This window comes from Pseudomonas sp. VD-NE ins, assembly GCF_031882575.1.
Classification (GTDB): Bacteria; Pseudomonadota; Gammaproteobacteria; order Pseudomonadales; family Pseudomonadaceae; genus Aquipseudomonas; species Aquipseudomonas fluorescens_BZ.
In genome coordinates, this window is record NZ_CP134772.1 from 5,489,875 (window position 1) to 5,515,510 (window position 25,636).

Sequence of the window (25,636 nt, forward strand, 5' to 3'; positions counted from 1 at the left end):
CCCACCGACAAATTTTGCTCTTTGCTTTGCGGGCTGCACATTCATGTGCCGGACAGCCGCGCTACTTAAGGTCACACAGATGGACATGCAATCCCGAATTCGCCAGCTTTTCCAGGCCAGTATCGACACCAAGCAACAGGCGATGGACGTACTTGCACCGCACATCGAGCAAGCCAGCCAGATCATGGTCAACGCCCTGCTCAACGAAGGCAAAATGCTTTCGTGCGGCAACGGCGGCTCGGCCGGCGATGCCCAGCACTTCTCTTCGGAACTGCTCAACCGCTTCGAGCGCGAGCGCCCGAGCCTGCCGGCGATCGCCTTGACCACCGACACGTCGACGATCACCTCGATCGCCAACGACTACAGCTACAACGAAGTGTTCTCCAAACAGATCCGCGCACTGGGTCAGCCAGGCGATGTCTTGCTGGCGATTTCGACCAGCGGCAACTCGGCGAACATTATTCAAGCGATCCAGGCCGCACATGATCGCGAAATGATTGTCGTAGCTATGACCGGACGCGATGGCGGCGGCATGGCGTCGCTGCTGTTGCCCGAGGACGTCGAGATTCGCGTACCGGCCAATGTCACTGCACGTATTCAAGAAGTCCACTTGCTGGCGATCCATTGCCTTTGCGATCTGATCGACAGCCAACTGTTCGGGAGTGAAGAATGACCCCTAATCGCCTTGGCCTTCTGGCCTTGACCCTGTGCCTCGGCATCAGCGGCTGCACCTCGGTGGTAAACGCCAGCCGTGAAGCACCGATTGACGACGACCGCGGCACCCGCACCTTCGGCAGCAAGATCGATGACTCGTTGATCGAAACCAAAGTGGGCGTGAACGTGGCCAAGGCCGACCCGGCCCTGGACAACGATTCGCACATCGTTGTGACCAGTTTCAACGGTGTTGTCTTGCTTGCTGGTCAAACCCCTCGCGCAGATTTGAAAGCCAAGGCTGAGCAGGCCGCAGCCGCTGTGCAACGGGTAAAAACCGTTCATAACGAACTGCAGGTCATACCGCCGTCCGGTTTCCTGGCGCGCCAGAATGACACTTGGCTGACCTCCAAGATCAAGACCCAGATGCTCACCGACGCCAGCATTCCTGGCTCGCGCATCAAGGTCGTGACCGAGAACGGCATCGTCTACCTGCTGGGCCTGCTGACCAAACAGGAAGCCACTCAGGCGACCAATCTGGTACAGGGCGTTTCTGGCGTACAGAAAATCGTCAAGCTGTTTGAATACATTGACTGATACACGATCTCCTACGTAATAAAAAAGGCGATCCAACTGGATCGCCTTTTTTATTATTTCACCACTTTCAAACTAGGCCTGCCACTAGGGCGCGGTGGCTCACTGTCCGGTGGCGGCAAGTCGTCATCCGACTCGATCTCTTCTTCGTCATCCATGGGCGACTCGAGATCGAACACCATGCCTTGACCGTTCTCCCGGGCGTAGATCCCCAGGATCGCGCTGATCGGCACGTACAGACTGTGCGGGACGCCACCGAAGCGACCCTCGAAGGTCACCACGTCATTGTCCATGTGCAAATGACGCACAGCACTCGGCGAGATGTTCAGGACAATCTGCCCGTCACTGGCGAAACCCTGCGGCACCTGCACTGCCGGGTATTCGGAATTGACCAGCATGTGCGGGGTGCAATCGTTATCAACAATCCACTCATAGAGCGCGCGGACCAGATAAGGTCGACTGGAGTTCATAGCGGCTCCTTAAGCCTTAGCGCATATCGCGTTCGACACCAGACAGACTCGCCTGGAAAGCCTCACGCGCAAACGAGCGCTCCATATAATCAAGCAGCGGCTTGGCTGGCCGCGGCAGTTCAATACCCAGAATCGGCAAACGCCAGAGTATTGGCAATAGGCAGCAATCCACCAGACTTTGTTCCTCACTGAGGAAAAACGGCTTGTCGGCAAACAGCGGCGACACGCCCGTCAGGCTTTCACGCAATTCCTTGCGCGCCACGACACGCGCGGCCTCCTTGGACTTGGGATCCAGAATCAGATCCACCAGACCACACCAGTCGCGCTGAATGCGATGAATCAGCAGGCGGCTGTTGGCACGCGCCACCGGATAAACCGGCATCAACGGCGGGTGCGGGTAACGCTCATCCAGATATTCCATCACCACGGTCGACTCCCACAACGCCAGGTCACGATCGACCAGCGTCGGCAGACTGCCGTAAGGGTTTACCTCAATCAGTTTAGGCGGCTGGCGACCAGCTTCCACATAAATGATCTCGGCGCTGACACCCTTCTCTGCAAGCACAATGCGCACTCGGTGGGAATAGTGGTCGGCGGGGTCGGAGTAACAGGCCAACCGATTGGTCACGCCCATGGCGATCCTCCTCGCTTGTTGAATTTGTCGGAACCGGAAAAACGCGCGCGCCCAGAGGGCGCCTCCCGCAACGTCTGGCTGACCAGAGTTGCGCTATCGGAGGCGCCCTTGGGCGCGCGCGATTAACAGCAATGCTTGAAGCGTATCAGTGCACGTCTTTCCAGTATTCACGCTTGAGCAGGTAGGCGAACACAAAGAAGAACGCCAGGTACAGCAAGACATAAGTACCGATGCGCTGATGTTGCAGCTTAACCGGGTTAGCCGAGTAAGCCAGGAAGGTTACCAGATTCTTGACCTTCTCATCGAACTGCTCTTCGTTCAGAGCACCGGATTTCGGCACGATGGTCAATTGATCGCACGCTTCATGGGTCAGAGGCGTGCCGGTCAGCGGATCATATTGCTTCTTGCCGTCTTCGACGATCTGCACCTGCTTGCAACCCACGACCTGACGACCTTGCAGGCCGACCAGCACGTTAGGCATGCCGACGTTCGGGAAGACCTTGTTGTTCACACCCCATGGACGTGCAGGATCTTCGTAGAACGAACGCAGATAACCGTAAAGCCAGTCGGTGCCACGCACACGGGCCACCAGGGTCAGGTCCGGCGGCGCTGCGCCAAACCAGGTCTTGGCGTCCGCCGGCTGCATGCCGATGTTCATGTGATCGCCGATCTTGGCACCGGTGAACACCAGCTTCTCCAGCATCATTTCGTGCGGTACACCGAGATCATCGGCAACCCGCTCGTAACGCTGGAACTTGGCACTGTGACAACCCATGCAATAGTTGGCAAAGGTGCGTGCACCATCCTGCAAGGCAGCTTTGTCGGACACGTCGATGTCGACTTTTTCCAGCTCCGGACCACCGTGTTCAGCGGCGAAAGACAGCACAGGCAAAGCAGCAAAAATCAGAGCAAAAAATAACTTTTTCATCAGCCAGTCACCCTTTCCGGAACCGGTTTGGTCTTCTCGAGCCTGGTGTAGAACGGCATCAGAATGAAGTAGGCGAAGTACAGGAAGGTGCAGACCTGCGACAGCAAGGTCCTCTCCGGCGTCGGCGCCAGAACACCGAGAACACCGAGAATCACGAACGAAATGCAGAACACCAGCAGCCAGATTTTGCTCAGCCAGCCTTTGTAGCGCATCGACTTGACCGGGCTGCGATCAAGCCACGGCAGTACGAACAGAACCGCAATCGCCGCCCCCATGGCGATAACGCCCATGAGTTTGTCAGGGATCGCCCGCAGGATGGCGTAGAACGGCGTGAAGTACCAAACCGGGGCAATATGCTCTGGCGTCTTGAACGGGTTGGCTTGCTCGAAGTTTGGCTTTTCGAGGAAATAACCGCCCATTTCCGGGAAGAAGAACACAATGAAGCAGAAGATAAACAGGAACACTACAACGCCGACAATGTCTTTGACGGTGTAGTACGGGTGGAAGGCAATGCCATCCAGCGGGATGCCGTTTTCGTCTTTGTGCTTCTTGATATCGACGCCATCAGGGTTGTTCGAACCCACTTCGTGCAGCGCCAGAATGTGCAGCACCACCAGACCGAGAATCACGATCGGCAGCGCGACCACGTGCAAGGCGAAGAAGCGGTTCAGGGTGATCCCGGAGATCAGATAGTCACCACGAATCCACTGGGTCAGGTCGTTACCGATGACCGGAATCGCACCGAACAGCGAGATGATTACCTGGGCCCCCCAGTAGGACATCTGACCCCATGGCAGCAGGTAACCCATGAACGCTTCGGCCATCAGCGCCAGATAAATCAGCATGCCGAAGACCCAGACCAGCTCACGCGGCTTCTGATAGGAGCCGTAGAGCAGACCACGGAACATGTGCAGATAAACCACGATGAAGAACGCCGAAGCACCGGTCGAGTGCAGCAGACGCAGGATCGAGCCGTACTCGACGTCACGCATGATGTATTCGACGGAGGCAAACGCCTCTTCTGCCGACGGCGTGTAGCTCATCGTCAGCCAGACACCGGTGACGATTTGATTCACCAGAACCAGCAGCGCCAGGGAGCCGAAGAAGTAGAAGAAGTTGAAGTTTTTTGGAGCGTAATACTTGCTGAGATGGTCTTCCCACATTTTGGTCGCAGGAAAGCGCGCATCAACCCAATCCATGAACTTGCTCATCACGCTTTCTCCGTATCGACGCCAATGACAATCAGGTCATCGGTCTCATAGGAATGCGGGGGAACTGGCAGGTTCAAAGGCGCAGGTTGCGACTTGTAGACGCGGCCAGCCAGATCGTAGTGAGAACCGTGGCAAGGGCAGAAATAGCCACCGACCCAGTCTTTACCGAGATCCGCAGGTGCCACTTCGGGACGGAAAGTTGGTGAGCAACCCAGGTGTGTGCAGATCCCGATCAGCAGCAGAATTTCCGGCTTGATCGAACGCACTTCAGGGTCGACATAGGTGGGTTGCGTGGAGTTTTTGGAGGTTGGATCGGAGAGCTGGCCCTCGATCTTCTTGAGATTCCCCAGGATTTCCTCGGTACGACGAACAATGAACACCGGCTGGCCGCGCCACTCAGCAATCATCTGCTGTCCTGGCTCGATTTTGCTGACATTCACTTTCACCGGTGCACCAGCGGCTTTCGCCTTGGCACTGGGAAACCATGACCCCACGAACGGGACCGCAGCCCCCACCGCTCCTGCAGCACCCACCACGGATGTGGCTGCTACCAAGAAGCGACGCCGGCCTGCATTCACGCCGTCATTGCTCATTCAGTCCTCTCCCATCAGCTTTTGTGGCCTGTTAAATCAGGCATCTACTAAATAAATCAATGTTACTTATAAAAATTTTGCCGAGATGGTAATGAAAAGCCCCAATTCTGACAAGGGAATTACCCGGAGCTCGTACCCTCAAGCCTTGCAGTATAGGGGGTCTACGGAAGTGGCAAGTTGTCGCAGCGCAATTCTTTAATAAATCACAGGCATAAAAAAACGCCCGCTTCCGTGAGGAGGCGGGCGTTCTTTTTGAACGCGAAAGCGAAATTAACGCTTCGAGTACTGCGGACGCTTACGCGCTTTACGCAGACCAACTTTCTTACGTTCAACTTCACGGGCGTCGCGAGTAACGAAGCCAGCTTTGCGCAGAGCGCCACGCAGGGTTTCGTCGTAGTCCATCAGAGCGCGAGTGATGCCGTGGCGGATTGCGCCAGCTTGACCACTTACACCACCGCCGATCACGGTGACGTAGATGTCGAACTTCTCGACAGTCTCAGTCAGCTCCAGCGGCTGGCGAACTACCATGCGGGCAGTTTCGCGGCCGAAGAAGTTTTCCAGCGAACGGTTGTTGATGGAGATGTTACCAGTACCCGGACGCAGGAAAACGCGTGCGGTTGCGGTCTTGCGACGGCCAGTGCCGTAATTTTGAGTCGCCGACATAATGTACTATTCCGTTAAAACTTCAGTTCTTGGGGCTGCTGAGCAGTATGTGGGTGTGCAGCGCCCGCATAGACTTTCAGCTTACGGTACATGTCGCGACCCAGTGGGTTTTTAGGCAGCATGCCTTTAACCGCGGTCTCGATCACGCGCTCAGGGGCTTTAGCGATCAGCTTTTCGAAGTTGATCGACTTGATGCCGCCCGGGAAACCGGAGTGGGAGTAGTACATTTTGTCAGTGGTTTTAGCACCGGTAACACGAATCTGCTCAGCGTTGATTACGACGATGTAGTCGCCGGTGTCAACGTGAGGAGTGTACTCAGGCTTGTGCTTGCCACGCAGACGGCTCGCGATTTCGGTGGCCAGACGACCCAGGGTCTGACCAGCAGCGTCGACGACAAACCAGTCGCGCTTTACTGTTTCCGGTTTAGCAGTAAAAGTTTTCATTCTTTATAGCCTCAGGGGCCGCCCTGTAAATTAGACGGCGGATCTTACTGAATAGTGCGTACTTTGACAAGTCAAAGGCAGCCGGATACAGACGCTTTCGGGGGCTCGGGTCGGCGCGTCCGTTCAACGGCAAGATTCTTCGGCGGCGGCGCATCACTTCCACTGCAGAAAGAGGTCGGCAATTATGCAGATTGCGAAAAATATTTCAACCTGCTTTTATGATTGTTTTGCCCAAGGAGCACCCGATGGACTATCGCCAGCTAGGCCGTACCGACCTGAACGTGAGTGCAATCTGCCTCGGCACCATGACTTGGGGCGAGCAAAACACTGAAGCTGAAGCCTTCGCCCAGATTGAGCGGGCCAAGGAAGCCGGGATCAATTTCATCGACACCGCCGAGATGTACCCGGTGCCGCCAAAAGCCGAAACCTACGCCACCACCGAGCGCTACATCGGCAATTACTTCAAAAGTCGCGGCGACCGTGCCGACTGGATCCTCGCCAGCAAAATCGCCGGCCCGGGCAACACCATCGACTACATCCGCGACAAAAACCTGCGCCACAACCGCCAGCACATCACCGCAGCGGTGGACGCCAGCCTCGAACGCCTGCAGACCGACTACATCGATCTGTATCAACTGCACTGGCCGGAGCGCAGCACCAACTTCTTCGGACAACTGGGCTACAAACACAAGATCGAAGCCAACCTGACACCGCTCGAAGACACCCTCGAAGCGCTCGACGAACAGGTGAAGGCCGGCAAGATCCGCCACATCGGTCTGTCCAATGAAACACCGTGGGGCACCATGCGTTTTCTGGCACTGGCTGAGGCCCGCGGCTGGCCGCGCGCAGTGTCGATCCAGAACCCTTACAACCTGCTCAACCGCAGTTTTGAAGTGGGCCTGGCGGAAATCGCCATCCGCGAACAGTGCGGCCTGCTGGCCTATTCACCGCTGGCGTTTGGTTTCCTCTCAGGCAAGTACGAAGGTGGCGCGCGGCCGCCGAAAGGCCGCCTGAGCCTCTACAGCCGCTTCAGCCGCTATTTCAACGCACAATCGGAAGCGGCGTGCAGCCGATACGTGGCGCTGGCCCGTGAGCACGGTCTGGATCCGGCGCAGATGGCCTTGGCTTTTGTGACTCAGCAACCGTTTGTCACCAGCAACATCATTGGTGCGACGACGCTGGAGCAACTGGACAGCAACATTGCCAGCTTCGATCTGAAACTTTCGGATGAAGTGCTGGCAGGGATCGAGGCGATTCACAAGGATCACCCGAACCCGGCGCCTTGATTGACCGCTAAAAGCTTCGCGAGCAGGCTCGCTCCCACAGGTACGGTGATCCCCTGTGGGAGCGAGCCTGCTCGCGAAGAGGCCAGCCAATGCAGCGAAGATCAAAGCGAGCGCGCAATGATCTCCTTCATGATTTCATTGGTGCCGGCATAGATCCGCTGCACGCGCGCATCCGCCCACGCCCGGGCCACCGGGTATTCCCACATGAAACCGTAGCCGCCATGCAACTGCACGCATTCGTCGAGCACTTTGCATTGCAGGTCGGTGCCCCAATACTTGGCCATCGCCGCTGTCGGCACATCCAGCTTGCCTTGCAGGTGCAGTTCCAGACATTTGTCGACGAAGACTCGGCCGATCTGAATCTCGGTGGCCATCTCTGCCAGCTTGAAGCGCGTGTTCTGGAAGTCGGCAATAGCCTTGCCGAACGCCTTGCGATCACGGGTGTAATCGAGCGTCCACTGCAACGCCGCTTCGGCTGAGGCCAAGCCGCCAATCGCAACGGTCAGACGCTCCTGCGGCAACTCCTGCATCAGATACGCAAACCCTGCCCCGGCCTGCCCCAGCAGGTTTTCCTTCGGCACGCGCACATCCTGGAAGAACAATTCCGAGGTGTCCTGGGCCTTCATGCCGACCTTCTCCAGGCGCTTGCCCTTGTCGAAGCCCGGCGTATTCGCTTCCACCAGGAACAGGCTGGTGCCCTTGGCGCCGGCCTTCGGATCGGTCTTGGCGACCACGATGACCAGATCAGCCAGAAAGCCATTGGTGATAAAGGTTTTCGAACCGTTGATCACATACTCATCACCGTCCAGCACAGCGGTTGTTTTCACGCCTTGCAGATCGGAACCGGCGCCCGGCTCGGTCATGGCAATGGCCGTGACCATCTCGCCCGAGACCAGTTTCGGCAGGTATTTGTGCTTCAGCGCTTCACTGCCGTAATGCAGAATGTACGGCGCGACAATGTCCGAGTGCAGCGAGAAGCCGATGCCGGTCAACCCCAGCCGACCGACCTCTTCGATCACCACGGCGCTGTAAAGAAAATCCGCCCCCAGTCCACCGTACTCTTCCGGCAGGTGCGAGCAGAGCATCCCCGCCTCGCCTGCCTTGTTCCAGAGTTTGCGGTCGATATAGCCTTGTTTCTCCCATTGCGCATGGAACGGCACGGCCTCTTTTTCGAGGAAGGTGCGGACGCTGTCGCGAAACAATTCGTGGTCGGAGCTGAACAAGGTTCTGGGGATCATGCGACACCTTTCTTTGTTGTTGGAGGGAGATGACCTTCAGAGACTAAGCCTCCCCTCTGACACAGGACACTGGACACATCCGACAAAAAATAAGACGATCCAGCCGTCTGGTGACCACTTTCCCTTATAAAAACAAAACAAAAGTTGAATTATGTCCAAGCAAGTCTCCACGCCCTTGCGGCGCGTCAGCATCCTGGCAATCGACCGGGTTTTCGCTTCCACTCTCATGCAAGCCAAGGATTTCTTCCATCTGGCCAGCCTGCGTTATGGCAAACAACTGGGCCACGGCCTGACACCGGCGTTCGAAACACGCCTGGTCAGCCCCGACGGCAAACCGGTGAACAGCTTCAGTGACGTCGTGATGCCGGTCGACGGTGGCCTGGAAACCGCCGATGTCATTATCCTCCCGGCGTTCTGGGACGATTTCGACACGCTGTGCAGCCGATATCCGCAGGTCTTGCCATGGCTGCGCGAACAGCACGCGCGTGGCGCGGTGTTGTGCGGCGAAGCCACCGGCGTGTTCTGGCTGGCTGAGGCCGGCCTGCTCAACGGCAAGGAAGCGACCACCTACTGGCGCTTCTTCAATGCCTTCGCCGAGCGGTTTCCCAAGGTCTATCTCAATCAGGACAAGCACCTGACCGATGCCGACAACCTGTACTGCGCCGGCGGCACCACCTCCGCCTGCGACCTTTACATCTACTTGATCGAGCGTTTCTGTGGGGCCAACGTCGCGCAAGCCGTCGCCCGCGACATTCTCTACGAAGTGCAGCGCAGCTATGCGCCCGGACGCATCGGTTTCGGTGGGCAGAAGCTGCACCAGGACGTGATCATCCTGCAGATCCAGCACTGGCTCGAAGAGCATTTCGCCGACAAGTTCCGCTTCGAAGACGTGGCCCGCGAGCATGGCATGAGCATCCGCAACTTCATGCGGCGCTTCCAGACCGCCACCGGTGACAAGCCGCTGCATTACTTGCAACGGCTGCGCATCGAGACCGCCAAGGGCTTGCTGTCCGGCAGCCGCAAGAGCATCAAGACCATCAGTTATGAGGTCGGTTACGACGACGCGAGCTTCTTTGCGCGGCTGTTCCGTCAGCATACTGAGCTGTCGCCGAACCAGTATCGGCAGCAGTTTCAGCAGGCGGCGTAGCCCCCCGAAGCAAATACAAAACCTGTGGGAGCTGGCTTGCCAGCGATAGCGGTTTGTCAGTGAAATAAATATCACCTGACACGACGCCATCGCTGGCAAGCCAGCTCCCACAGGGATCGCAGTGCGCTCGAATTTTTCTTCAGCGCATAAAAAAGGGCCTGCAATTGCAGGCCCTTTTTTGTTTCGAGTGTCTCGTCCTGAATAAGGTTTACACCTTCTGACCCACTCTCAGGAGGGAGTAATGAATTCAGGAAAGAGGCGCAGTCAGCGTGATTACACGCGGACCTTTAAATTGTCGGTCGTCGATCAGGTCGAAAAAGGCGAGTTGAGTTATAAAGAGGCTCAAGAGCGCTATGGCATTCAGGGTAAATCGACCGTACTGAACTGGTTACGCAGGCATGGTCGGCAGGACTGGAGTCAAGGCGCGTCCATTCGCTCCAAGAGACCCCGTTCCATGGATGAGCCCGATAAACCACTGACACCCGAACAGCGAATCAAAGAGCTTGAAGAAAAGCTGGCCCAAGCCAACCAGAAAGCTCAGTTTTTCGAAGCTGTCGTTGATGTTTTAAAGAACGACTTCGGTGTTTCTGTCGTAAAAAAGCGATCCGGCAAGTCCTCTCCCAAGGGCAGATCCAAGACCTGAGCATTAGTCGGGCTTGCCAGTTCATGGGGATTTCCCGTCAGGCTTATTACAAGCGCAACCGGGCGTGTGATGCCCGGGCTCGTCATGCCCAGGAAGTGATGGGATTCGTGAGGGAGAAACGACTTAGGCAACCGCGCCTTGGCACCCGAAAACTTCACAATCTGATGCACACTGAGCCAGAAGTGTCCGTAAAGGTCGGTCGAGACCGGTTATTCGATATCTTGCGAGATCGGCGCGAGCTGGTTCCCCGCAGACGGGCCTATCACAAAACGACAGATAGCCATCATCGCTTTCGCCGGCATCCAAACCTGCTTAAAGATGGGCCGATTCAGGTAGTTGCCAAGGCGCCAGAGCAAGTATGGGTTGCGGACATCACCTACTTACCGACGCAAACGGGTGTGGCTTATCTGAGTTTGATCACCGATGCGTACTCCCGAAAAATCGTGGGGCACCATGTCCATGAAAGCTTGCACACCGAATCGGTGATCCAGGCGTTCAACAAAGCCCTCAAGCAGCGGACAACGAAGCAATGTTTGGTGCATCACTCGGATAGAGGCGTCCAATACTGCTCCGAGCTTTATCAGCGGCTGCATGCCAAATACGGCATCACCTGCTCAATGACCGATGGCTACGACTGCTACCAAAACGCGTTGGCTGAGCGTGTGAACGGGATTTTGAAAAACGAGTTATTGCTGCATCGTCCCAAAAATTTTGCAGAGGCCATCCGGATGGTGGACGAGTCGGTGCAGATCTATAACAACGAGCGGCCTCATCTGTCGCTGAAATACAAAACGCCCGATGCGGTGCATCGGGCGTTTTGAGGCTGAAACAGGTGTAAACCTATTTCAGGACTAGACAGAGATTCTGTTTAAGGCTTGTGCGCCCGCGACAGGAATTCGTGGGACTGCATTTCCAACAGTCGGCTCAGCGTGCGCTGGAACTCGAAGTTCAGACGGCCGCCGGTGTACAGATCCTTCAGTTCGACTTCAGCAGAAATGATCAGCTTGACGTTACGGTCGTAGAACTCGTCGACCATATTGATGAAGCGGCGAGCGATGTCGTCAGTGGTGACGCTCATCTGCTCGACACCGCTGAGCAACACGGCGTGGAAGATCTTGCCCAGCTCGATGTAGTCGTTCTGGCTACGCGGGCCGTCGCACAGCTCACGGAAGTCGAACCAGGCCACGTCGTCGCAAGTACGCAGGGCACGGATTTCGCGGTTCTCGATCATCAGCACATCGTTTTCGACCGCAGCCGTGCATTCCGGCGTCAGCGCCTTGAAGCTCTTGCGCAGACTTTCGTGAGCAGCTTCGTCGAGCGGATAGTGGAACAGCTCCGCTTGTTCGAGGTGACGCAGACGGTAGTCGACGCCGCTGTCGACGTTGACGATTTCGGTGTTCTGCTTGATCAGCGCGATGGCCGGCAGGAAACGCGCGCGTTGCAGACCGTCTTTGTACAAGCCATCCGGCACGATGTTCGAGGTCGCGACCAGAGTCACGCCGTTCTTGAACAGCTCTTCCATCAGCGTGCCGAGGATCATCGCGTCGGTGATGTCGGAGACGAAGAATTCATCGAAGCAGATCACCCGCGACTCGTCGGAAAAACGCTTGGCGATGATGGTCAGCGGATTTTTCTCGCCGCCGAGGGTTTTCATCTCTTCGTGCACACGCTTCATGAAGCGGTGGAAGTGAGTGCGGGTCTTTTCCTTGAACGGCAGCGCTTCGAAGAAGGTGTCGACCAGGTAAGTTTTGCCGCGACCCACGCCGCCCCAGAAATACAGGCCCTTGACCGGTGTCTGATCCTTCTTGCCGAACAGCTTGCTCAGCAGACCCGGCTTGTTTTGATCGGCGGCGATCAGATCGTCGTACAGACGCTGCAAATGACGCACAGCAGTTTCCTGCGCGGCGTCATGGAAGAAGTCCGGGCGTTTCAGATCAGCTTGGTATCGTTCTAGGGGCGTCATAATTCGTTAGCAAGGCAACAAAAACGGGCCGTCACTGTAGCGACGGCCCGTGGGAATGGCAATCGGCCCTTGGTCGGACCGTGCCGCCGATTAGTCCTGAACCGGGGTCAGCGCAACGCGCAGAGCCTCAATGGCCGCGTCCCGCGCAGCCGCGTCGACGAACGCCGGGCTGTCGCCAACGCACTCGCCTTCCAGCCAGACGCTGAAGCTCAGGTCTTCGCTGCGCACGTCCAGTGGCTGGCCGGATTGCAGTTGCTTGGTCACCTGCCCGGCGGTTTTGCCGTCGGCGAAGTTGCGCGACAACAGCAGTTGCTCGCCATCGGCCGCCAGCAGACGGAAACGGAAGCTGCCGTCGTCTTCGCGGAAGCTGACGAAGCGAGCGGCTTTCGCGGCTTTCTTCTTGGTGGTCGCAGCGACTTGCACCTGATTGACGAAAGAACGCAGGCCGACGGCTTCGCGCAGTTCGTTGAGGAATGGCGTTGCCACGGCGCGGGCCTTTTTCGCACCGATCTGCAGGATGTCTTCCAGATCTGCCGGGCGCTCGATCAACTGGTGATATTTGTCGCGAGCTTCGCCGAGATCGTTGTCGAGCAACTGGAACAGACGGCTCTTCGCCTCGCCCCAACCCAGACCGCCGAGCAGCTCACTGCGGAATTCGTCAGCCTGCGCTGGCGTGGCGAAAGCCTGGAACAGGGTGAACAGGTGCGAGTTGTCAGGATCCTTGGCTTCGCCTGGCGCTTTGGAGTCGGTGACGATCCGCGAGATCGCGTCCTTCATCTCTTTGGCGCTGGAGAACAACGGGATGGTGTTGTCGTAGCTCTTCGACATCTTGCGACCGTCGAGGCCCGGCAACGTCGCCACGCTCTCTTCAATCAGCGCTTCGGGCATGGTGAAGAATTCTTTGCCCTGACCGAACAGGTGGTTGAAGCGCTGGCCGATATCGCGGGCCATTTCTACGTGCTGGATCTGGTCACGACCAACCGGCACTTTGTGTGCGTTGAACATCAGGATGTCCGCGGCCATCAACACCGGGTAGCTGTAGAGGCCCATGGTGATGCCGGCGTCCGGGTCTTCACCGGTCTCAACGTTCTTGTCCACCGACGCCTTGTAGGCGTGCGCTCGATTGAGCAGGCCCTTGGCGGCAACGCAAGTCAGCAGCCAGGTCAGCTCAGGAATTTCCGGGATGTCAGACTGGCGGTAGAAGGTCACGCGGTCGACATCAAGGCCACCGGCCAGCCAGGTCGCGGCGATTTCCAGACGCGAGCGCTGGATGCGCAGCGGGTCATCGCATTTGATCAGGGCGTGGTAGTCGGCCAGGAAGTAGAACGAGTCGGCATTGCTGTCGCGGCTGGCGAGGATCGCCGGGCGGATGGCGCCGGCGTAGTTGCCCAGGTGCGGCGTGCCGGTGGTGGTGATGCCGGTGAGGATTCGGGTACGGTTCGTCATGGGTAATCGCTTGTCAGACTGCAATCAATTCGAGAGACGCGGCAGGAGCAGATCCTTGAGATCGGTCAGCTTGCCATGAAAAAAGTGTCCGCATTCTGCCACTTTCAGCAGCTCATGGGGGCGCTGGAGTTTTTCCGACCAGTCGTAGACCAGTTGCGGATCGATGACTTCGTCGGTTTCCGGCTGGATCACCGTGAGTTCGCCGTGCTGCGGTAGTTGATCCTGCTCGCCCAGGCGCATCACCGCCGGCGCGACCATGAACAGGTGCTTGAGCTGCACGCCTTGGGCTTCGAGACGACCGCCGAGACTTGCTGCAACAAATCCGCCGAACGAGAAACCGAACAGGGTCAGTGGCAGATCCGGGTGTTTCTCGCGAAGCCACTTGGCGGCCGCATGGGCATCATCGACTTCGCCAGTGCCCATGTCGTGGGAACCTTCGCTGGCGCCGACGCCGCGATAGTTGAAGCGCAAGGTGATCAGGCCCGCATCGCGCGCGGTGCGCTGCAGGGTCGAGACGACCTTGTTGAGCATGGTGCCGCCCTGCACCGGGTTCGGATGGCAGATCAGCGCGATGCCGATTGGCTGCTCGTTATCCAGGTACAGAGACTCAAGTTGACCCACCGGGCCGTCAATCACTACAGGGGTTTCACGCATCAGCAAGGAAGGAACTCCGTGACCTCGAATCGGGTCGACTCGTCTAGCAAATTGTCTGTGCCAATCTATTGCGAGTGAATCGCGGTATACAGCGCAGGTTCGAGCCGTTAACGTAAAGCAAAGCCGTTTATAGAGGAAGGACTCGTGGAACACTCGCTCTTAGTTTGGTTGTTACCGACTCTTGCCCTGGTTGTGGGTGTCGCCATTGGATTCCTGATCGCGCGCGTTGCGCCGAACGCCGCACCGAGCCGTACGCAGCGTCAACTGGATGATATCCAGGAGCGTTTCGACAGTTATCAAAACGAGGTGGTCACCCACTTCAACAGCACCGCGATGCTGGTCAAGAAACTGACCCAGAGCTATCAGGAAGTGCAGGATCATCTCGCCGAGGGCGCCAATCGTCTGGCCCTGGACGAGCAGACCCGCCAGCGCCTGATCGCTGCCCTGCACGCTGACGCGGCAGTCGCGCCACGTGAACGCCTGACGCCACCGCGCGATCAGGAGCCGCCGCGTGACTACGCACCAAAGACCCCGAACTCGCCGGGCATGCTCGATGAGCACTATGGTTTGAAGAAGTAATCAGTCGTCGCAGCAAACAAAAAGCCCCCGGACAGTGATGTGTCCGGGGGCTTTTTTGTATCCGCCGATTTGTATCGCCAGTAATGGCCTCATCGCGGGCAAGCCCGCTCCCACAGGTATTGGTGGTGTACACAAAATCTGTGTTCCACACATCACCCTGTGGGAGCGAGCTTGCTCGCGAAGGGGCCGGCACTGACCACACAAAAAAATGCCCGATCACAGGACCGGGCATTTCTTCATGTGGGCAAGCGCTTACGGATACTGCTGAACCGTGCCCGGCTGCTGTTGCTGCTGACCACCATACTGCTGGCCCGGAATCGCCTTCAGGTTGACCTCGACCCGACGGTTCTGCGCCCGGCCATTCACGTCACCGTTGCTGGCAATCGGGTTATCCGGTCCGGCGCCACGGGCCGAGAGGTTGGCACCGCTGACACCTTGCGAGGTCAGGTAAGTCGCCACGCTCTGCGCGCGACGCTGGGACAGGTCCATGTTGTGCTGGCGGCTGCCGGTGCTGTCGGTGTAGCCGACGATTTCGATCTGGTTCTGGCTGAACTCTTTCAACGAACCCGCGAGATTGTTCAGTGGCTGGTAGAAGCTGGAGGCGATGTTCGCCGAATCAGTGGCGAACGTGATGTTGCCCGGCATGATCAGCTTGATCTGATCGCCCTGGCGCTGCACTTCAACACCAGTGTTGGCCATGCTCGCGCGCAGTTTCTTTTCTTGCTGGTCGGCGTAATAACCGTAACCGGCAGCGGATGCACCGACCACGGCAGCACCGATCAAGGCACCCTTGCCGCGGTTGTCGTGACCGATAGCGGCACCGGCCAGTGCGCCGGCGAGTGCACCGAGGCCACCGTATTTGGCGGTTTTGCTCATGCCTTGCGAGCCACCGTCGGCCTGGCCCTGATTGTCATACGGGTTAGGCGAGGCGCAGCCGGACAGCAAGGCCACGGCAGTAGCGACAATAATCAAACGACGCTTGGTGAACATGGAGAGCTCCTGGTTTTTCGCATTCTGTGGTGCAGCGGCCACTGGGTTAATGGACCTGCGCGGGCGTTGGATCATGACAATGAACAAAAATTCCGCCGGGCACTCGTGACAAAATATTCAGGCGCGCACAAACGGGTTTTCGCGCATTTCATCCCCCAGACGGGTATCCGGCCCATGCCCGGTCACCACGGTCGCGTCCTCGTCCAGCGTGTATAGCCGCTGCTTGATCGAACGCACGATGGTCGCCTGATCGCCGCCCCATAAATCCGTGCGCCCTACACCGCGACGAAACAACGTGTCGCCGGCTATCAACAGCTTAGCCTCGGAAAACCAAAAGCTCATGGAACCGGGTGTATGACCTGGCGTATGCAGCGCCACGCCGCAGCCGCAGGCCAGCTCTTCATCGTCGCTCAACCAGCGATCCGGCGACGGCACGGGCACATACGGCACACCGAACATCTGGCATTGCATTTCCAGGTTGTCCCACAGGAACTGATCTTCTTTATGCAGATGCAGGGTCGCACCGGTTTTCTCTTTCATTTGCCCGGAAGCGAGGAAGTGATCGAGGTGGGCGTGGGTATGGATGATGCTCACCACTTTCAGGCCATGCGCATCAAGGCGCGCCATGATCAGATCAGGGTTGCCGCCGGGGTCGACGACGATGGCTTTCTTGGTCAACGGGTCGCCAATGATCGTGCAGTTGCACTGCAAAGGGCCGACGGGGAAGGTTTCGCGGATGAGAGAAGGCGTTACAACTGACATGAAAAATCCTCGACAGACGGCGGACAGCATTTTTTCAGGATTCTACTGCACGCGCCGATACAGAATGCCAGGCCAGTAATTTGACGCCACACATCAGAAAATAGTGGCCCTATGATGTCAAATGTATAAATTCTGGTGCAAAATCGCGTTCTTTTTGTAGCGGCCGCATTCAGGAAGGGTCGCATAGCTCTCAGGAAATCCTATGCCAACGCCCAAGACGTATTCGATCAGTTTGCCCTCCACGCTGACGGGCAATGCCCTCGTCGACAGCCTCATCTCTGGCACCTATTGGCTGGGAGCCAACTGGAGTCCGACTGGGCCGACCAACCTGAGCTATAGCTTCATGGCACCGGTCACTTCGTATTTCGTGACCGACTACAGCCCCGACAACGAATACAACGCACTGTATGAGCTCACGGCCGGGCAAAAAACCGCAATCACCAGTGCGCTGGGCGCCTGGAGTGCCGTCGCCAACCTCAACTTCACGCTGACCACCGACACCCTTTTCAACGTCGGTGACATGCGTTTTGGCGGCTATCGCTTGATGGACGACAAGACCGCTGCGTGGGCTTACTTCCCGGCCAATACGCCAGTCGCCGGCGATGTCTGGATCGGTCCGCAGACCAATGATCCGAACCCGGGCAAAGGCACCTACGACTACATGACGTTCGTGCATGAAATCGGCCATGCGCTGGGACTCAAGCACCCGTTCGACGCCAGCTCGACCAACAAGACCCTGCTCGACCCGACGCTCGATGATGTTCACTTCACAGTGATGAGCTACAACAGCAACTATTCCTACCAGCCAACCACGCCAATGGTGCTGGACATCATCGCGATCCAGAGCCTGTATGGCGCCAACATGGCGTGGCAGGCCGGTGACACTGTTTACAAGTGGGCAGCCAACCAATCGATTTTCGAGACCATCTGGGATGCCGGCGGCAACGACACCATCGATGGCAGCAATCAGCTTGCGGCCGTCAGCATCAACCTCAATGAAGGCGCTTACAGCCAGATCGGCAAGGCGTTCATCGATTACAACAACCAGACCGCGATCAATGACGGACTGGCGATTGCCTACGGCGCCAAGATCGAGAACGCCATCGGTTCTGCGTTCAACGACATCCTCACCGGTAACGCGCTGAACAACACCCTTGACGGCGGCGCAGGTGCCGACACCATGTCCGGTGGCGACGGCGTCGACACCTACTACGTCGACAATGTCGGTGATGTGGTCATCGAAACCGATGCCTCGCTGACCGCCCTTGACCGCGTATTCGCGTCCATCGATTACACCCTCGGCAACAACGTCGAAAACCTGATCCTGACCGGCACTGGCAACCTCAACGGTACCGGCAACTCGGTCAATAACCGCATCACCGGTAACGATGGCAATAACATCCTTGATGGCGGCGCAGGCGCTGACACATTGATTGGCGGCCTCGGCAACGATACCTATATCGTCGACAACGTCGGCGACACCATCGTGGAAACCAGCACCCTGGCCGGCGAGATCGACAGTGTCTGGTCGTCGGTCGACTTCACCTTGAGCGCCAACGTGGAAGTTCTCTCGCTTTCCGGTACCGCCAATCTCAACGGCACCGGCAACAGCGGCGTTAACTACATCAATGGTAATTCGGGCAACAACATCCTCGATGGCGGCGCGGGTGCCGACGTCCTGAATGGCGGCTTGGGCAATGACACTTATATCGTCGACAACATCGGCGACACGGTGACTGAAAGCAGCACGCTGGCCAGCGAAATCGACACCGTGCGCGCGTCGGTGGACTGGACCCTGGGCGCCAACCTGGAAAACCTCGTGCTCACCGGCGATGCGATCAACGGCACCGGCAACGCGCTGGACAACACGCTGACCGGTAACGCTGCAGCCAACACCCTCAATGGCGGCGCAGGTGCCGACACCATGATCGGCGGTGATGGCGTCGACACCTACTACGTCGACAACGTCGGTGACGTGGTCATCGAAACCGATGCCTCGCTGACCGCACTCGACCGCGTGTTCGCGTCCATCGACTACACCCTCGGCGCCAACGTCGAAAACCTGATTCTGAACGGCACGGCCAACCTCAACGGCACCGGCAACGCGGTCAGCAACCGCATCACCGGCAACGACGGCGATAACATTCTTGACGGCGGCCTGGGTGCCGACACGCTGATCGGTGGCTTGGGCAACGACACTTATATCGTCGACAACATCGGCGACACCGTCACCGAAACCAGCACCCTGGCGAACGAGATTGACACCGTCCGTGCATCGGTTGACTGGACACTGGGCGCCAACCTGGAAAATCTGGTGCTGACCGGCAACGCCATCAACGGCACCGGCAACGCCCTGAACAACACGCTGACCGGCAACGCGGTGGCCAACACCCTCGATGGCGGCGCAGGCGCCGACACCATGATCGGTGGCGACGGCGTCGACACCTACTACGTCGACAACGTCGGTGACGTGGTCATCGAAACCGATGCCTCGCTGACCGCGCTCGACCGCGTGTTCGCCTCCATCGACTACACCCTCGGCGCCAACGTCGAGAACCTGATCCTGATCGGCAACGCCGTCAACGGCACCGGCAATGAGCGGGATAACCGCATCACCGGCAACGCCCTGGCCAACACCCTCGATGGCGGCACAGGTGCCGACACCATGATCGGCGGCGACGGCGTCGACACTTACATCGTCGATAACGTCGGCGATGTAGTGATCGAAACCGATGCCTCGCTGACCGCACTCGACCGCGTGTTCGCGTCCATCGACTACACCCTCGGCGCCAACGTCGAAAACCTGATCCTGACCGGCACGGCCAACCTCAACGGCACCGGCAACGCGGTCAGCAACCGCATCACCGGCAACGACGGCAACAACATCCTCGACGGCGGCTTGGGTGCCGACACGCTGATCGGTGGTCTGGGCAATGACACCTATATCGTCGACAACGTTGGCGACACCGTCACCGAAACCAGCACCCTGATCACCGAAATCGACACCGTGCGTTCTTCGCTGGACTGGACACTCGGCGCCAACCTGGAAAATCTGGTGCTGACCGGCAACGCCATCAACGGCACCGGCAACAGCCTGAACAACACGCTGACCGGCAACGCGGCGGCCAACACCCTCGATGGCGGCGCAGGCGCCGACACCATGATCGGCGGCGACGGCGTCGACACCTACTACGTCGACAACGTCGGTGACGTGGTCATCGAAACCGATGCCTCGCTGACCGCGCTCGACCGCGTGTTCGCCTCCATCGACTACACCCTCGGCGCCAACGTCGAGAACCTGATCCTGATCGGCAACGCCGTCAACGGCACCGGCAATGAGCGGGATAACCGCCTCACCGGCAACGCCCTGGCCAACACCCTCGATGGCGGCGCAGGTGCCGACACCATGATCGGCGGCGACGGCGTCGACACTTACATCGTCGACAACGTCGGCGATGTAGTGATCGAAACCGATGCCTCGCTGACCGCACTCGACCGCGTGTTCGCGTCCATCGATTACACCCTCGGCGCCAACGTCGAAAACCTGATCCTGACCGGCACGGCCAACCTCAACGGCACCGGCAACGCGGTCAGCAACCGCATCACCGGCAACGACGGCGATAACATTCTTGACGGTGGCCTGGGTGCCGACACGCTGATCGGTGGCTTGGGCAACGACACTTATATCGTCGACAACATCGGCGACACCGTTACCGAAACCAGCACCCTGGCGAACGAGATCGACACCGTCCGTGCATCGGTTGACTGGACACTGGGCGCCAACCTGGAAAATCTGGTGCTGACCGGCAACGCCATCAACGGCACCGGCAACGCCCTGAACAACACGCTGACCGGCAACGCGGCGGCCAACACCCTCGATGGCGGCGCAGGTGCCGACACCATGATCGGTGGCGACGGCGTCGACACCTACTACGTCGACAACGTCGGTGACGTGGTCATCGAAACCGATGCCTCGCTGACCGCGCTCGACCGCGTGTTCGCGTCCATCGACTACACCCTGACCGCCAACGTCGAGAACCTGATCCTCACCGGCAATGGCAACCTCAACGGCACCGGCAACGCGGTCAGCAACCGTATGACCGGTAACGCCGGTGACAACATTCTCGACGGCGGCGCCGGCATCGACACGCTGATTGGCGGCTTGGGCAACGACACTTATGTCGTCGACAACGCTGGCGACATCATCACCGAGACCAGCACCCTGGCGAACGAAATCGACACCGTCCGCGCGTCGGTTGACTGGACACTGGGCGCCAACCTGGAAAATCTGGTGCTGACCGGCAACGCCATCAACGGCACCGGCAACAGCCTGAACAACGTGCTCACCGGCAACGCCATGAACAACACCCTCAGCGGCGGCGCCGGTGACGACACCCTCGACGGCGGCCTCGGCGCCGACACCATGATCGGTGGCGACGGCGTTGATACCTACTACGTCGACAACGTCGGTGATGTGGTGATCGAAACCGACGCCTCGCTGACCGCACTCGACCGCGTGTTCGCGAGCATCGACTACACCCTCGGCGCCAACGTCGAAAACCTGATCCTGATTGGCAGCGCCAATCTCAACGGCACCGGCAACGCGGTGAACAACCGTATCACCGGCAACATCGGCAACAACATCCTCGACGGCGGCATGGGTGCCGACACCATGATCGGTGGCGCCGGCAACGACACCTACGTTGTGGATAACATCAACGATGTCGTGATCGAGCAGGCCGGCGAAGGCCATGACCTGGTCAGAACCAGTATCAGCTACACCCTCGGCGCCAATGTCGAAGACTTGACGATGCTTGGCGACACGTGGGGTGCACTCACCGGCAATGCGCTGGACAACACCATCACAGGCAATTCCGCCACCAACTACATCGATGGCGGGCTAGGCGCAGACACCATGATTGGTGGAGCCGGGCATGACGTTTACTACGTGGATAACATCAACGACGTTATCGTTGAACTCGCGGATGAGGGGATTGATACCGTCAACACCAGCATCGACTACACACTGGCGGACAACGTCGAAGATGGTCAGATGATTGGCAGTGCCAACCTGAATCTGACAGGTAATGCCCTGGAAAACGTCTTGCACGGCAACGATGGCAACAACATCCTGTCGGGCGGTCTCGGCGCTGATCGCATGATTGGCGAGGGCGGCGACGATATCTTTATTGTGGATAACGTCAATGACCTCGTCTTCGAGTTCCAGAATGGCGGTCACGACCTGATCCGCACTTCGGTCGACTACAACCTTTCGGATTACGTCGAGGACGGCACCCTGCTCGGCAGCGCAGACCTGACAATGTGGGGCAACAACCTCGATAACATTCTGACGGGTAACGCCGGCAACAACGTACTCGGCGGCAATGGCGGAACCGACAAACTGTTCGGTGGGGAAGGAAACGACACACTGTACGGTGGGTGGGGACATAGCACGTTGACGGGCGGTACCGGGGCTGACACCTTTGCCATCACTAACATGATCAATCTCGGAAAGGAATTCGGAACAAGCTCCTCGCAGAACGTCATTGCCGATTTCAACGCACTGGAAGGGGACAAAATCGATTTCTCCAAATTCGACATTGACCCGAGGACTCTCGGCTACCAACACTTGACGTTCATTGGCTCCAATGAATTCACCGGGCTGGGGCAACTGCGTTTTGCAGATAACGTCCTGTCGGGCAACCTGAGCGCAGACGCTGGGGGTCACTTCGAAGTGCAAGTGGTGGGCGTCAACTCGCTCAGTGCGAACGACGTCATCGTCTGATCCCTTAGCTGCCTGAAACATTCGAAGCTGGAAAATGAAAACACCCCGCCATGGCGGGGTGTTTTTTTGTCCACGTTTTTTTATCTCCTAGGCCAACAGGCCCAGCTCTTTGGCCCGCGCCACTGCCTGCGTCCGCCGCTCAACCCCCAGCTTGCTGTTGATATGGCTGGCGTGGGTTTTCACGGTGTGCAGCGAAATGAACAACTGCTCGCTGATTTCCTGGTTCGAACAACCCTGGGCAATCAACCGCAGTACGGCCAGTTCGCGGCTACTGAGCTGTTCGGTGACCGTGGACTCCGGCATCTGCCGGGGCGGCGCTGGCGGTAGATGCTCAAGCAATTGCTGACCTGCCAGTCCGGGGAACGCCAGCAATTGCCCACGCAACCAGTCCGTGTGCTCCTTGGCCAATCCATCGAATGGCTGCAACACCCCGCCGGCCGCCAGCTCCAGCGCCTGGCTCAATGTCTTGCGTGCTTCCGGCTCGCGCCCGCCCGCCAGTAGCAACGCCACCTTTTGCGTCAACGCCATCACGCTGAGTAACTGGCGCCCGGTTTGCTCACCGTTTTCGTGCAGCACGTCCAGCCGCCCTTCGGCGAGCATCGGCTGGCCGCGCGTCATGTCGAGCAGCGCTTGTTGCAGCTCCACGTGCAATGGCAGTTGGGGGTGAAACTCGGGTGGCGCCGCAGCGCGCTCACCGGTGTAGGTCTGGCCCAGTCGCGCAAGCCAGGCCTCGGCCAGATCGGTACGCCCCTGCGCCAGCCACAACTCGCATTTGACCAGGGTAATCATCGCCAGATAGTAGATCGGCGGGACGTCCCAGATATGCATCAGACGCTCGGCTTCGGCCAGTTCGGCGAAAGCCTTGGCGAACTCACCGATGCTGCCGTCGAGCCGGGCGATCACACAATGGCCGATCAGCACACTGATATCGCGGCAGGCCCGCGCCTCGCCGATCCCGGCCAGCAAGCAGACGCGTGCCGCCTGAGGCTGCAAACGCATCGCCAACAGAAAACCTTCATACAACGTCAGCCGTGCACGCACCGCGTACAGACGTTGCGGTGACAAACCGCGCAGACGCTCCAGGCCCTGATGCACTTCATCCAGCGCCCGCAGGATTTCGCCACGGGACTGCAACACGCGAGCGCGATCGTAATGGGCCAGGGCTTCGAACAGTGGATTGCCAACCCGCTGCGCCAGTTCAAGGGATTCGCGATTCAGCCCTCGCGCACGCCACAGATCGCCGTCGGCAATGGCCAGGTTGGACAAGGTCGACAGACACATCAGCCGCTGGCCGTAACGCTTGGCCGGCAGACTTTCCAGTGCCTCGGTGCAATAGCGCAACGTCAGCTCGCGATGGCCGCGCCCCCGGGCAATGATCCCGCTCAACGCCAGCCATTGCGCCAGCATCGACTTTTGCGCGGTAGCCGAAGGCGCCGGCAGAAAGCGGCTCAGGTGGCTGGACAACTCTTCGGCGGCATCGAGCTGACAGGCCAGCCCCAGTGCCCAGCTGTAGAGAACGATAAGACGAGGCGTGCTGATCAACAGGCTGTCGGGCAGGTCCATTTTCCAGCGCAGCAGCATGCCGACGTTTTGCTCGGCCAGCAGTTGCTCCTCGGATAGGTTCTGCACCAGGTTCGCGGCGACATCGAGGTGACCGGCGCGCAACGCCTGTTCAACCGCTTCATCCAGCAGCCCCTGTGCGTTGAACCAGCGACAGGCACGCAGATGCAGCGTTGCAGTCGGCACTATCGCCTGAGCAATCGGTCGGCTGCGCAATAGATCAGAGAATAGATGGTGATAACGATACCAGTGCCCATGCTCGTCCAGCGGCACCAGAAAGACCTGATGCGCCAACAGGAAACGCAGGATCTCGGCGCTGTCATGAGCTTCGCGCACGGCATCGCACAGCTCACTGCAGAAGCGTTCCTGTGGCGCCGTGTCGTAGAGAAAGGCTTGCACTTCGGCTGGCAGACAGTCGATGACCTCTTCCAGCAAATAGTCGCGGATCAGCCCTTCCCCGCCGTTCAGCGCTTGCGGTAACGCCGCATCGCTGCCGGCTTCAGACACCGCGAGCAGCCAGAAACGCAAACCGGCGACCCAGCCTTCGCTGCGCTGGATCAGGTTTTCCAGGGCTTCACCGCGCAGCGAACTGCTGTGGCGATCAAGCAGGGTCAGGGCTTCGTCGTGGGTCAGGCGCAGATCCGCCTCGTGCAACTCCAACAACTGCCGCGACAGACGCAAGCGCGCCAGATGCCAGTCCGGGCGCTGACGACTGGTGACCATGACCAGCAAGCCGTCGGGCAGATGGTTGAGGAAAAATTGCAGGCAACGGTCAAGCACCGGGCCTTGAGCCAGATGGTAATCGTCGAGCACCAGCAGCAGTGGCGCGGCAGGATCAAGGTGCAGGGTCAGTTCATCGAGCAAACCGTCGAGCCATTCTTCGAAGGCAAATGGCTGATGGCGTTGGCGCATTTTCAGCAGGCCGAGTGCGCGGCTGCCCAATTGCGGGAAAAAATCCTGCAAGCCTTCGAGCAAACGCTCAAGAAAGCGTCCGGGGTCGCTGTCGCGCGGGCTCAGGCCCAGCCAGAGGCTTTGCCAGTGCGCCGGCAGACTCTGACAGAACTCCACCGCCAGCGAGCTCTTGCCGAACCCGGCGGGGGCGCTGACCAGCAACAGGCGCCCACCGAGCCCGGCCTGCAGGCGCTCGCAAAGGCGTGGTCGCACGACGTAGCCGTCGGGCAACGGCGGGCGAAAAAAACGCCCGTCCAATGCCGCGACGGCAACACTTGCGGGACCCGGAAGTGGGGACAGATCAGTCATGGCCGGCTCTTGTTCGAATTGCTGTTGGCGGCGTTGCAGATGTCCGCAGACTAGCCTTAAACGAACCCGTTATGAAGGTTGCTGCTACAAATGGCTACAAAAAGGCTACACCCTCCTGTGGCTCCCCCCCCTGTAG

The 25,636-nt window shown here is 58.6% G+C and carries 21 protein-coding genes; 7 read left to right on the forward strand and 14 right to left on the reverse strand.

Features of this window, described 5'->3' with window-relative positions:
• The first annotated feature begins 79 nt into the window (after positions 1 to 79).
• Positions 80 to 673 (forward strand): phosphoheptose isomerase, encoded by a 594-nt coding sequence (locus tag RMV17_RS24395; RefSeq protein ID WP_007917022.1) that lies wholly within the window; start codon positions 80 to 82, stop codon positions 671 to 673.
• Positions 670 to 1,248, forward strand: coding sequence for a BON domain-containing protein (locus RMV17_RS24400; RefSeq protein ID WP_007917023.1), 579 nt, complete (start codon positions 670 to 672; stop codon positions 1,246 to 1,248). The genes RMV17_RS24395 and RMV17_RS24400 overlap by 4 nt, the downstream gene beginning before the upstream one ends.
• Positions 1,249 to 1,301: 53 nt before the next feature.
• Here the strand turns inward: RMV17_RS24400 and RMV17_RS24405 are convergent, their stop codons facing one another.
• The 7 genes from RMV17_RS24405 to rplM all read right to left on the reverse strand — a co-directional run bounded on the left by RMV17_RS24405 (position 1,302) and on the right by rplM (position 6,187).
• On the reverse strand, positions 1,302 to 1,715 hold the full coding sequence (locus RMV17_RS24405) for a ClpXP protease specificity-enhancing factor (protein ID WP_007917024.1): 414 nt from the start codon (positions 1,713 to 1,715) through the stop codon (positions 1,302 to 1,304).
• 16 nt (positions 1,716 to 1,731) lie between these two features.
• On the reverse strand, positions 1,732 to 2,349 hold the full coding sequence (locus RMV17_RS24410) for a glutathione S-transferase N-terminal domain-containing protein (protein ID WP_007917025.1): 618 nt from the start codon (positions 2,347 to 2,349) through the stop codon (positions 1,732 to 1,734).
• 145 nt (positions 2,350 to 2,494) lie between these two features.
• On the reverse strand, positions 2,495 to 3,277 hold the full coding sequence (locus RMV17_RS24415) for a cytochrome c1 (protein WP_034156480.1): 783 nt from the start codon (positions 3,275 to 3,277) through the stop codon (positions 2,495 to 2,497).
• Positions 3,277 to 4,488, reverse strand: coding sequence for a cytochrome b (locus tag RMV17_RS24420; RefSeq protein ID WP_034156481.1), 1,212 nt, complete (start codon positions 4,486 to 4,488; stop codon positions 3,277 to 3,279). The genes RMV17_RS24415 and RMV17_RS24420 overlap by 1 nt, the downstream gene beginning before the upstream one ends.
• Positions 4,488 to 5,081 carry a ubiquinol-cytochrome c reductase iron-sulfur subunit gene (gene petA / locus RMV17_RS24425; RefSeq protein ID WP_007917031.1) on the reverse strand — a complete coding sequence of 198 codons (594 nt, stop codon included), beginning with the start codon at positions 5,079 to 5,081 and terminating at the stop codon, positions 4,488 to 4,490. The genes RMV17_RS24420 and petA overlap by 1 nt, the downstream gene beginning before the upstream one ends.
• A 270-nt stretch (positions 5,082 to 5,351) precedes the next feature.
• Positions 5,352 to 5,744: a 30S ribosomal protein S9 gene (rpsI, locus tag RMV17_RS24430; RefSeq protein WP_008080273.1), complete on the reverse strand. Its 393-nt coding sequence runs from the start codon at positions 5,742 to 5,744 to the stop codon at positions 5,352 to 5,354.
• A 14-nt stretch (positions 5,745 to 5,758) separates the two neighbouring features.
• The gene (gene rplM / locus RMV17_RS24435; protein ID WP_007917032.1) at positions 5,759 to 6,187 is read right to left on the reverse strand and encodes a 50S ribosomal protein L13; all 429 of its coding nucleotides are present in this window, start codon (positions 6,185 to 6,187) and stop codon (positions 5,759 to 5,761) included.
• 245 nt (positions 6,188 to 6,432) lie between these two features.
• Here rplM and RMV17_RS24440 point away from each other — a divergent pair, with 245 nt between their 5' ends.
• Positions 6,433 to 7,473, forward strand: coding sequence for an NADP(H)-dependent aldo-keto reductase (locus RMV17_RS24440; RefSeq protein WP_007917033.1), 1,041 nt, complete (start codon positions 6,433 to 6,435; stop codon positions 7,471 to 7,473).
• A gap of 101 nt (positions 7,474 to 7,574) precedes the next feature.
• Here the strand turns inward: RMV17_RS24440 and RMV17_RS24445 are convergent, their stop codons facing one another.
• On the reverse strand, positions 7,575 to 8,711 hold the full coding sequence (locus RMV17_RS24445) for an acyl-CoA dehydrogenase family protein (protein WP_311883162.1): 1,137 nt from the start codon (positions 8,709 to 8,711) through the stop codon (positions 7,575 to 7,577).
• 250 nt (positions 8,712 to 8,961) lie between these two features.
• Between RMV17_RS24445 and RMV17_RS24450 the strand changes: the two genes are divergently transcribed.
• Together RMV17_RS24450 and RMV17_RS24455 are read left to right on the forward strand one after the other, a co-directional pair.
• Positions 8,962 to 9,858: a GlxA family transcriptional regulator gene (locus RMV17_RS24450; RefSeq protein WP_178087403.1), complete on the forward strand. Its 897-nt coding sequence runs from the start codon at positions 8,962 to 8,964 to the stop codon at positions 9,856 to 9,858.
• Between the two features lie 241 nt (positions 9,859 to 10,099).
• Positions 10,100 to 11,322 (forward strand): IS3 family transposase gene (locus tag RMV17_RS24455; RefSeq protein ID WP_311883164.1). Its coding sequence is split into 2 segments (ribosomal slippage): positions 10,100 to 10,451 and positions 10,451 to 11,322, totalling 1,224 coding nucleotides; the frame shifts between segments, so codons are not numbered across the junction.
• 47 nt (positions 11,323 to 11,369) lie between these two features.
• Here the strand turns inward: RMV17_RS24455 and zapE are convergent.
• The 3 genes from zapE to RMV17_RS24470 form a co-directional block, all read right to left on the reverse strand.
• Positions 11,370 to 12,464 (reverse strand): cell division protein ZapE, encoded by a 1,095-nt coding sequence (zapE, locus tag RMV17_RS24460; protein ID WP_016985150.1) that lies wholly within the window; start codon positions 12,462 to 12,464, stop codon positions 11,370 to 11,372.
• 90 nt (positions 12,465 to 12,554) lie between these two features.
• Complete coding sequence (locus RMV17_RS24465) at positions 12,555 to 13,910, reverse strand: tryptophan--tRNA ligase (protein WP_311883167.1); 1,356 nt, start codon at positions 13,908 to 13,910, stop codon at positions 12,555 to 12,557.
• 24 nt (positions 13,911 to 13,934) lie between these two features.
• Positions 13,935 to 14,564, reverse strand: a complete 630-nt coding sequence (locus tag RMV17_RS24470) for an alpha/beta fold hydrolase (protein ID WP_311883169.1) — start codon at positions 14,562 to 14,564, stop codon at positions 13,935 to 13,937.
• Positions 14,565 to 14,708: 144 nt separating this feature from the next.
• Here RMV17_RS24470 and RMV17_RS24475 point away from each other — a divergent pair, with 144 nt between their 5' ends.
• On the forward strand, positions 14,709 to 15,143 hold the full coding sequence (locus RMV17_RS24475; protein ID WP_007917055.1) for a YhcB family protein: 435 nt from the start codon (positions 14,709 to 14,711) through the stop codon (positions 15,141 to 15,143).
• A gap of 252 nt (positions 15,144 to 15,395) precedes the next feature.
• On the opposite strand, the gene RMV17_RS24480 is transcribed toward RMV17_RS24475, so the two are convergent.
• Positions 15,396 to 16,133: an OmpA family protein gene (locus tag RMV17_RS24480; RefSeq protein WP_108226034.1), complete on the reverse strand. Its 738-nt coding sequence runs from the start codon at positions 16,131 to 16,133 to the stop codon at positions 15,396 to 15,398.
• Between the two features lie 117 nt (positions 16,134 to 16,250).
• Positions 16,251 to 16,895, reverse strand: a complete 645-nt coding sequence (locus RMV17_RS24485) for an MBL fold metallo-hydrolase (protein ID WP_311883173.1) — start codon at positions 16,893 to 16,895, stop codon at positions 16,251 to 16,253.
• Between the two features lie 202 nt (positions 16,896 to 17,097).
• Here RMV17_RS24485 and RMV17_RS24490 point away from each other — a divergent pair, with 202 nt between their 5' ends.
• On the forward strand, positions 17,098 to 22,680 hold the full coding sequence (locus RMV17_RS24490) for a M10 family metallopeptidase (protein ID WP_311883174.1): 5,583 nt from the start codon (positions 17,098 to 17,100) through the stop codon (positions 22,678 to 22,680).
• An 87-nt stretch (positions 22,681 to 22,767) separates the two neighbouring features.
• Here RMV17_RS24490 and RMV17_RS24495 read toward each other — a convergent pair whose 3' ends face one another.
• On the reverse strand, positions 22,768 to 25,500 hold the full coding sequence (locus RMV17_RS24495) for a LuxR C-terminal-related transcriptional regulator (RefSeq protein ID WP_311883175.1): 2,733 nt from the start codon (positions 25,498 to 25,500) through the stop codon (positions 22,768 to 22,770).
• Positions 25,501 to 25,636: the final 136 nt, after the last annotated feature.

Excerpts from the sequence above, each read along its gene's own strand:
- petA (WP_007917031.1), bottom strand. The coding sequence starts at position 5,081 with ATGAGCAATGACGGCGTGAATGCAGGCCGGCGTCGCTTCTTGGTAGCA.
- RMV17_RS24440 (WP_007917033.1), top strand. The coding sequence starts at position 6,433 with ATGGACTATCGCCAGCTAGGCCGTACCGACCTGAACGTGAGTGCAATC.
- rplM (WP_007917032.1), bottom strand. The coding sequence starts at position 6,187 with ATGAAAACTTTTACTGCTAAACCGGAAACAGTAAAGCGCGACTGGTTT.
- RMV17_RS24405 (WP_007917024.1), bottom strand. The coding sequence starts at position 1,715 with ATGAACTCCAGTCGACCTTATCTGGTCCGCGCGCTCTATGAGTGGATT.
- RMV17_RS24480 (WP_108226034.1), bottom strand. The coding sequence starts at position 16,133 with ATGTTCACCAAGCGTCGTTTGATTATTGTCGCTACTGCCGTGGCCTTG.
- zapE (WP_016985150.1), bottom strand. The coding sequence starts at position 12,464 with ATGACGCCCCTAGAACGATACCAAGCTGATCTGAAACGCCCGGACTTC.
- RMV17_RS24395 (WP_007917022.1), top strand. The coding sequence starts at position 80 with ATGGACATGCAATCCCGAATTCGCCAGCTTTTCCAGGCCAGTATCGAC.
- RMV17_RS24445 (WP_311883162.1), bottom strand. The coding sequence starts at position 8,711 with ATGATCCCCAGAACCTTGTTCAGCTCCGACCACGAATTGTTTCGCGAC.
- RMV17_RS24470 (WP_311883169.1), bottom strand. The coding sequence starts at position 14,564 with ATGCGTGAAACCCCTGTAGTGATTGACGGCCCGGTGGGTCAACTTGAG.
- rpsI (WP_008080273.1), bottom strand. The coding sequence starts at position 5,744 with ATGTCGGCGACTCAAAATTACGGCACTGGCCGTCGCAAGACCGCAACC.
- RMV17_RS24490 (WP_311883174.1), top strand. The coding sequence starts at position 17,098 with ATGCCAACGCCCAAGACGTATTCGATCAGTTTGCCCTCCACGCTGACG.
- RMV17_RS24485 (WP_311883173.1), bottom strand. The coding sequence starts at position 16,895 with ATGTCAGTTGTAACGCCTTCTCTCATCCGCGAAACCTTCCCCGTCGGC.
- RMV17_RS24465 (WP_311883167.1), bottom strand. The coding sequence starts at position 13,910 with ATGACGAACCGTACCCGAATCCTCACCGGCATCACCACCACCGGCACG.
- RMV17_RS24415 (WP_034156480.1), bottom strand. The coding sequence starts at position 3,277 with ATGAAAAAGTTATTTTTTGCTCTGATTTTTGCTGCTTTGCCTGTGCTG.
- RMV17_RS24410 (WP_007917025.1), bottom strand. The coding sequence starts at position 2,349 with ATGGGCGTGACCAATCGGTTGGCCTGTTACTCCGACCCCGCCGACCAC.
- RMV17_RS24420 (WP_034156481.1), bottom strand. The coding sequence starts at position 4,488 with ATGAGCAAGTTCATGGATTGGGTTGATGCGCGCTTTCCTGCGACCAAA.
- RMV17_RS24495 (WP_311883175.1), bottom strand. The coding sequence starts at position 25,500 with ATGACTGATCTGTCCCCACTTCCGGGTCCCGCAAGTGTTGCCGTCGCG.
- RMV17_RS24400 (WP_007917023.1), top strand. The coding sequence starts at position 670 with ATGACCCCTAATCGCCTTGGCCTTCTGGCCTTGACCCTGTGCCTCGGC.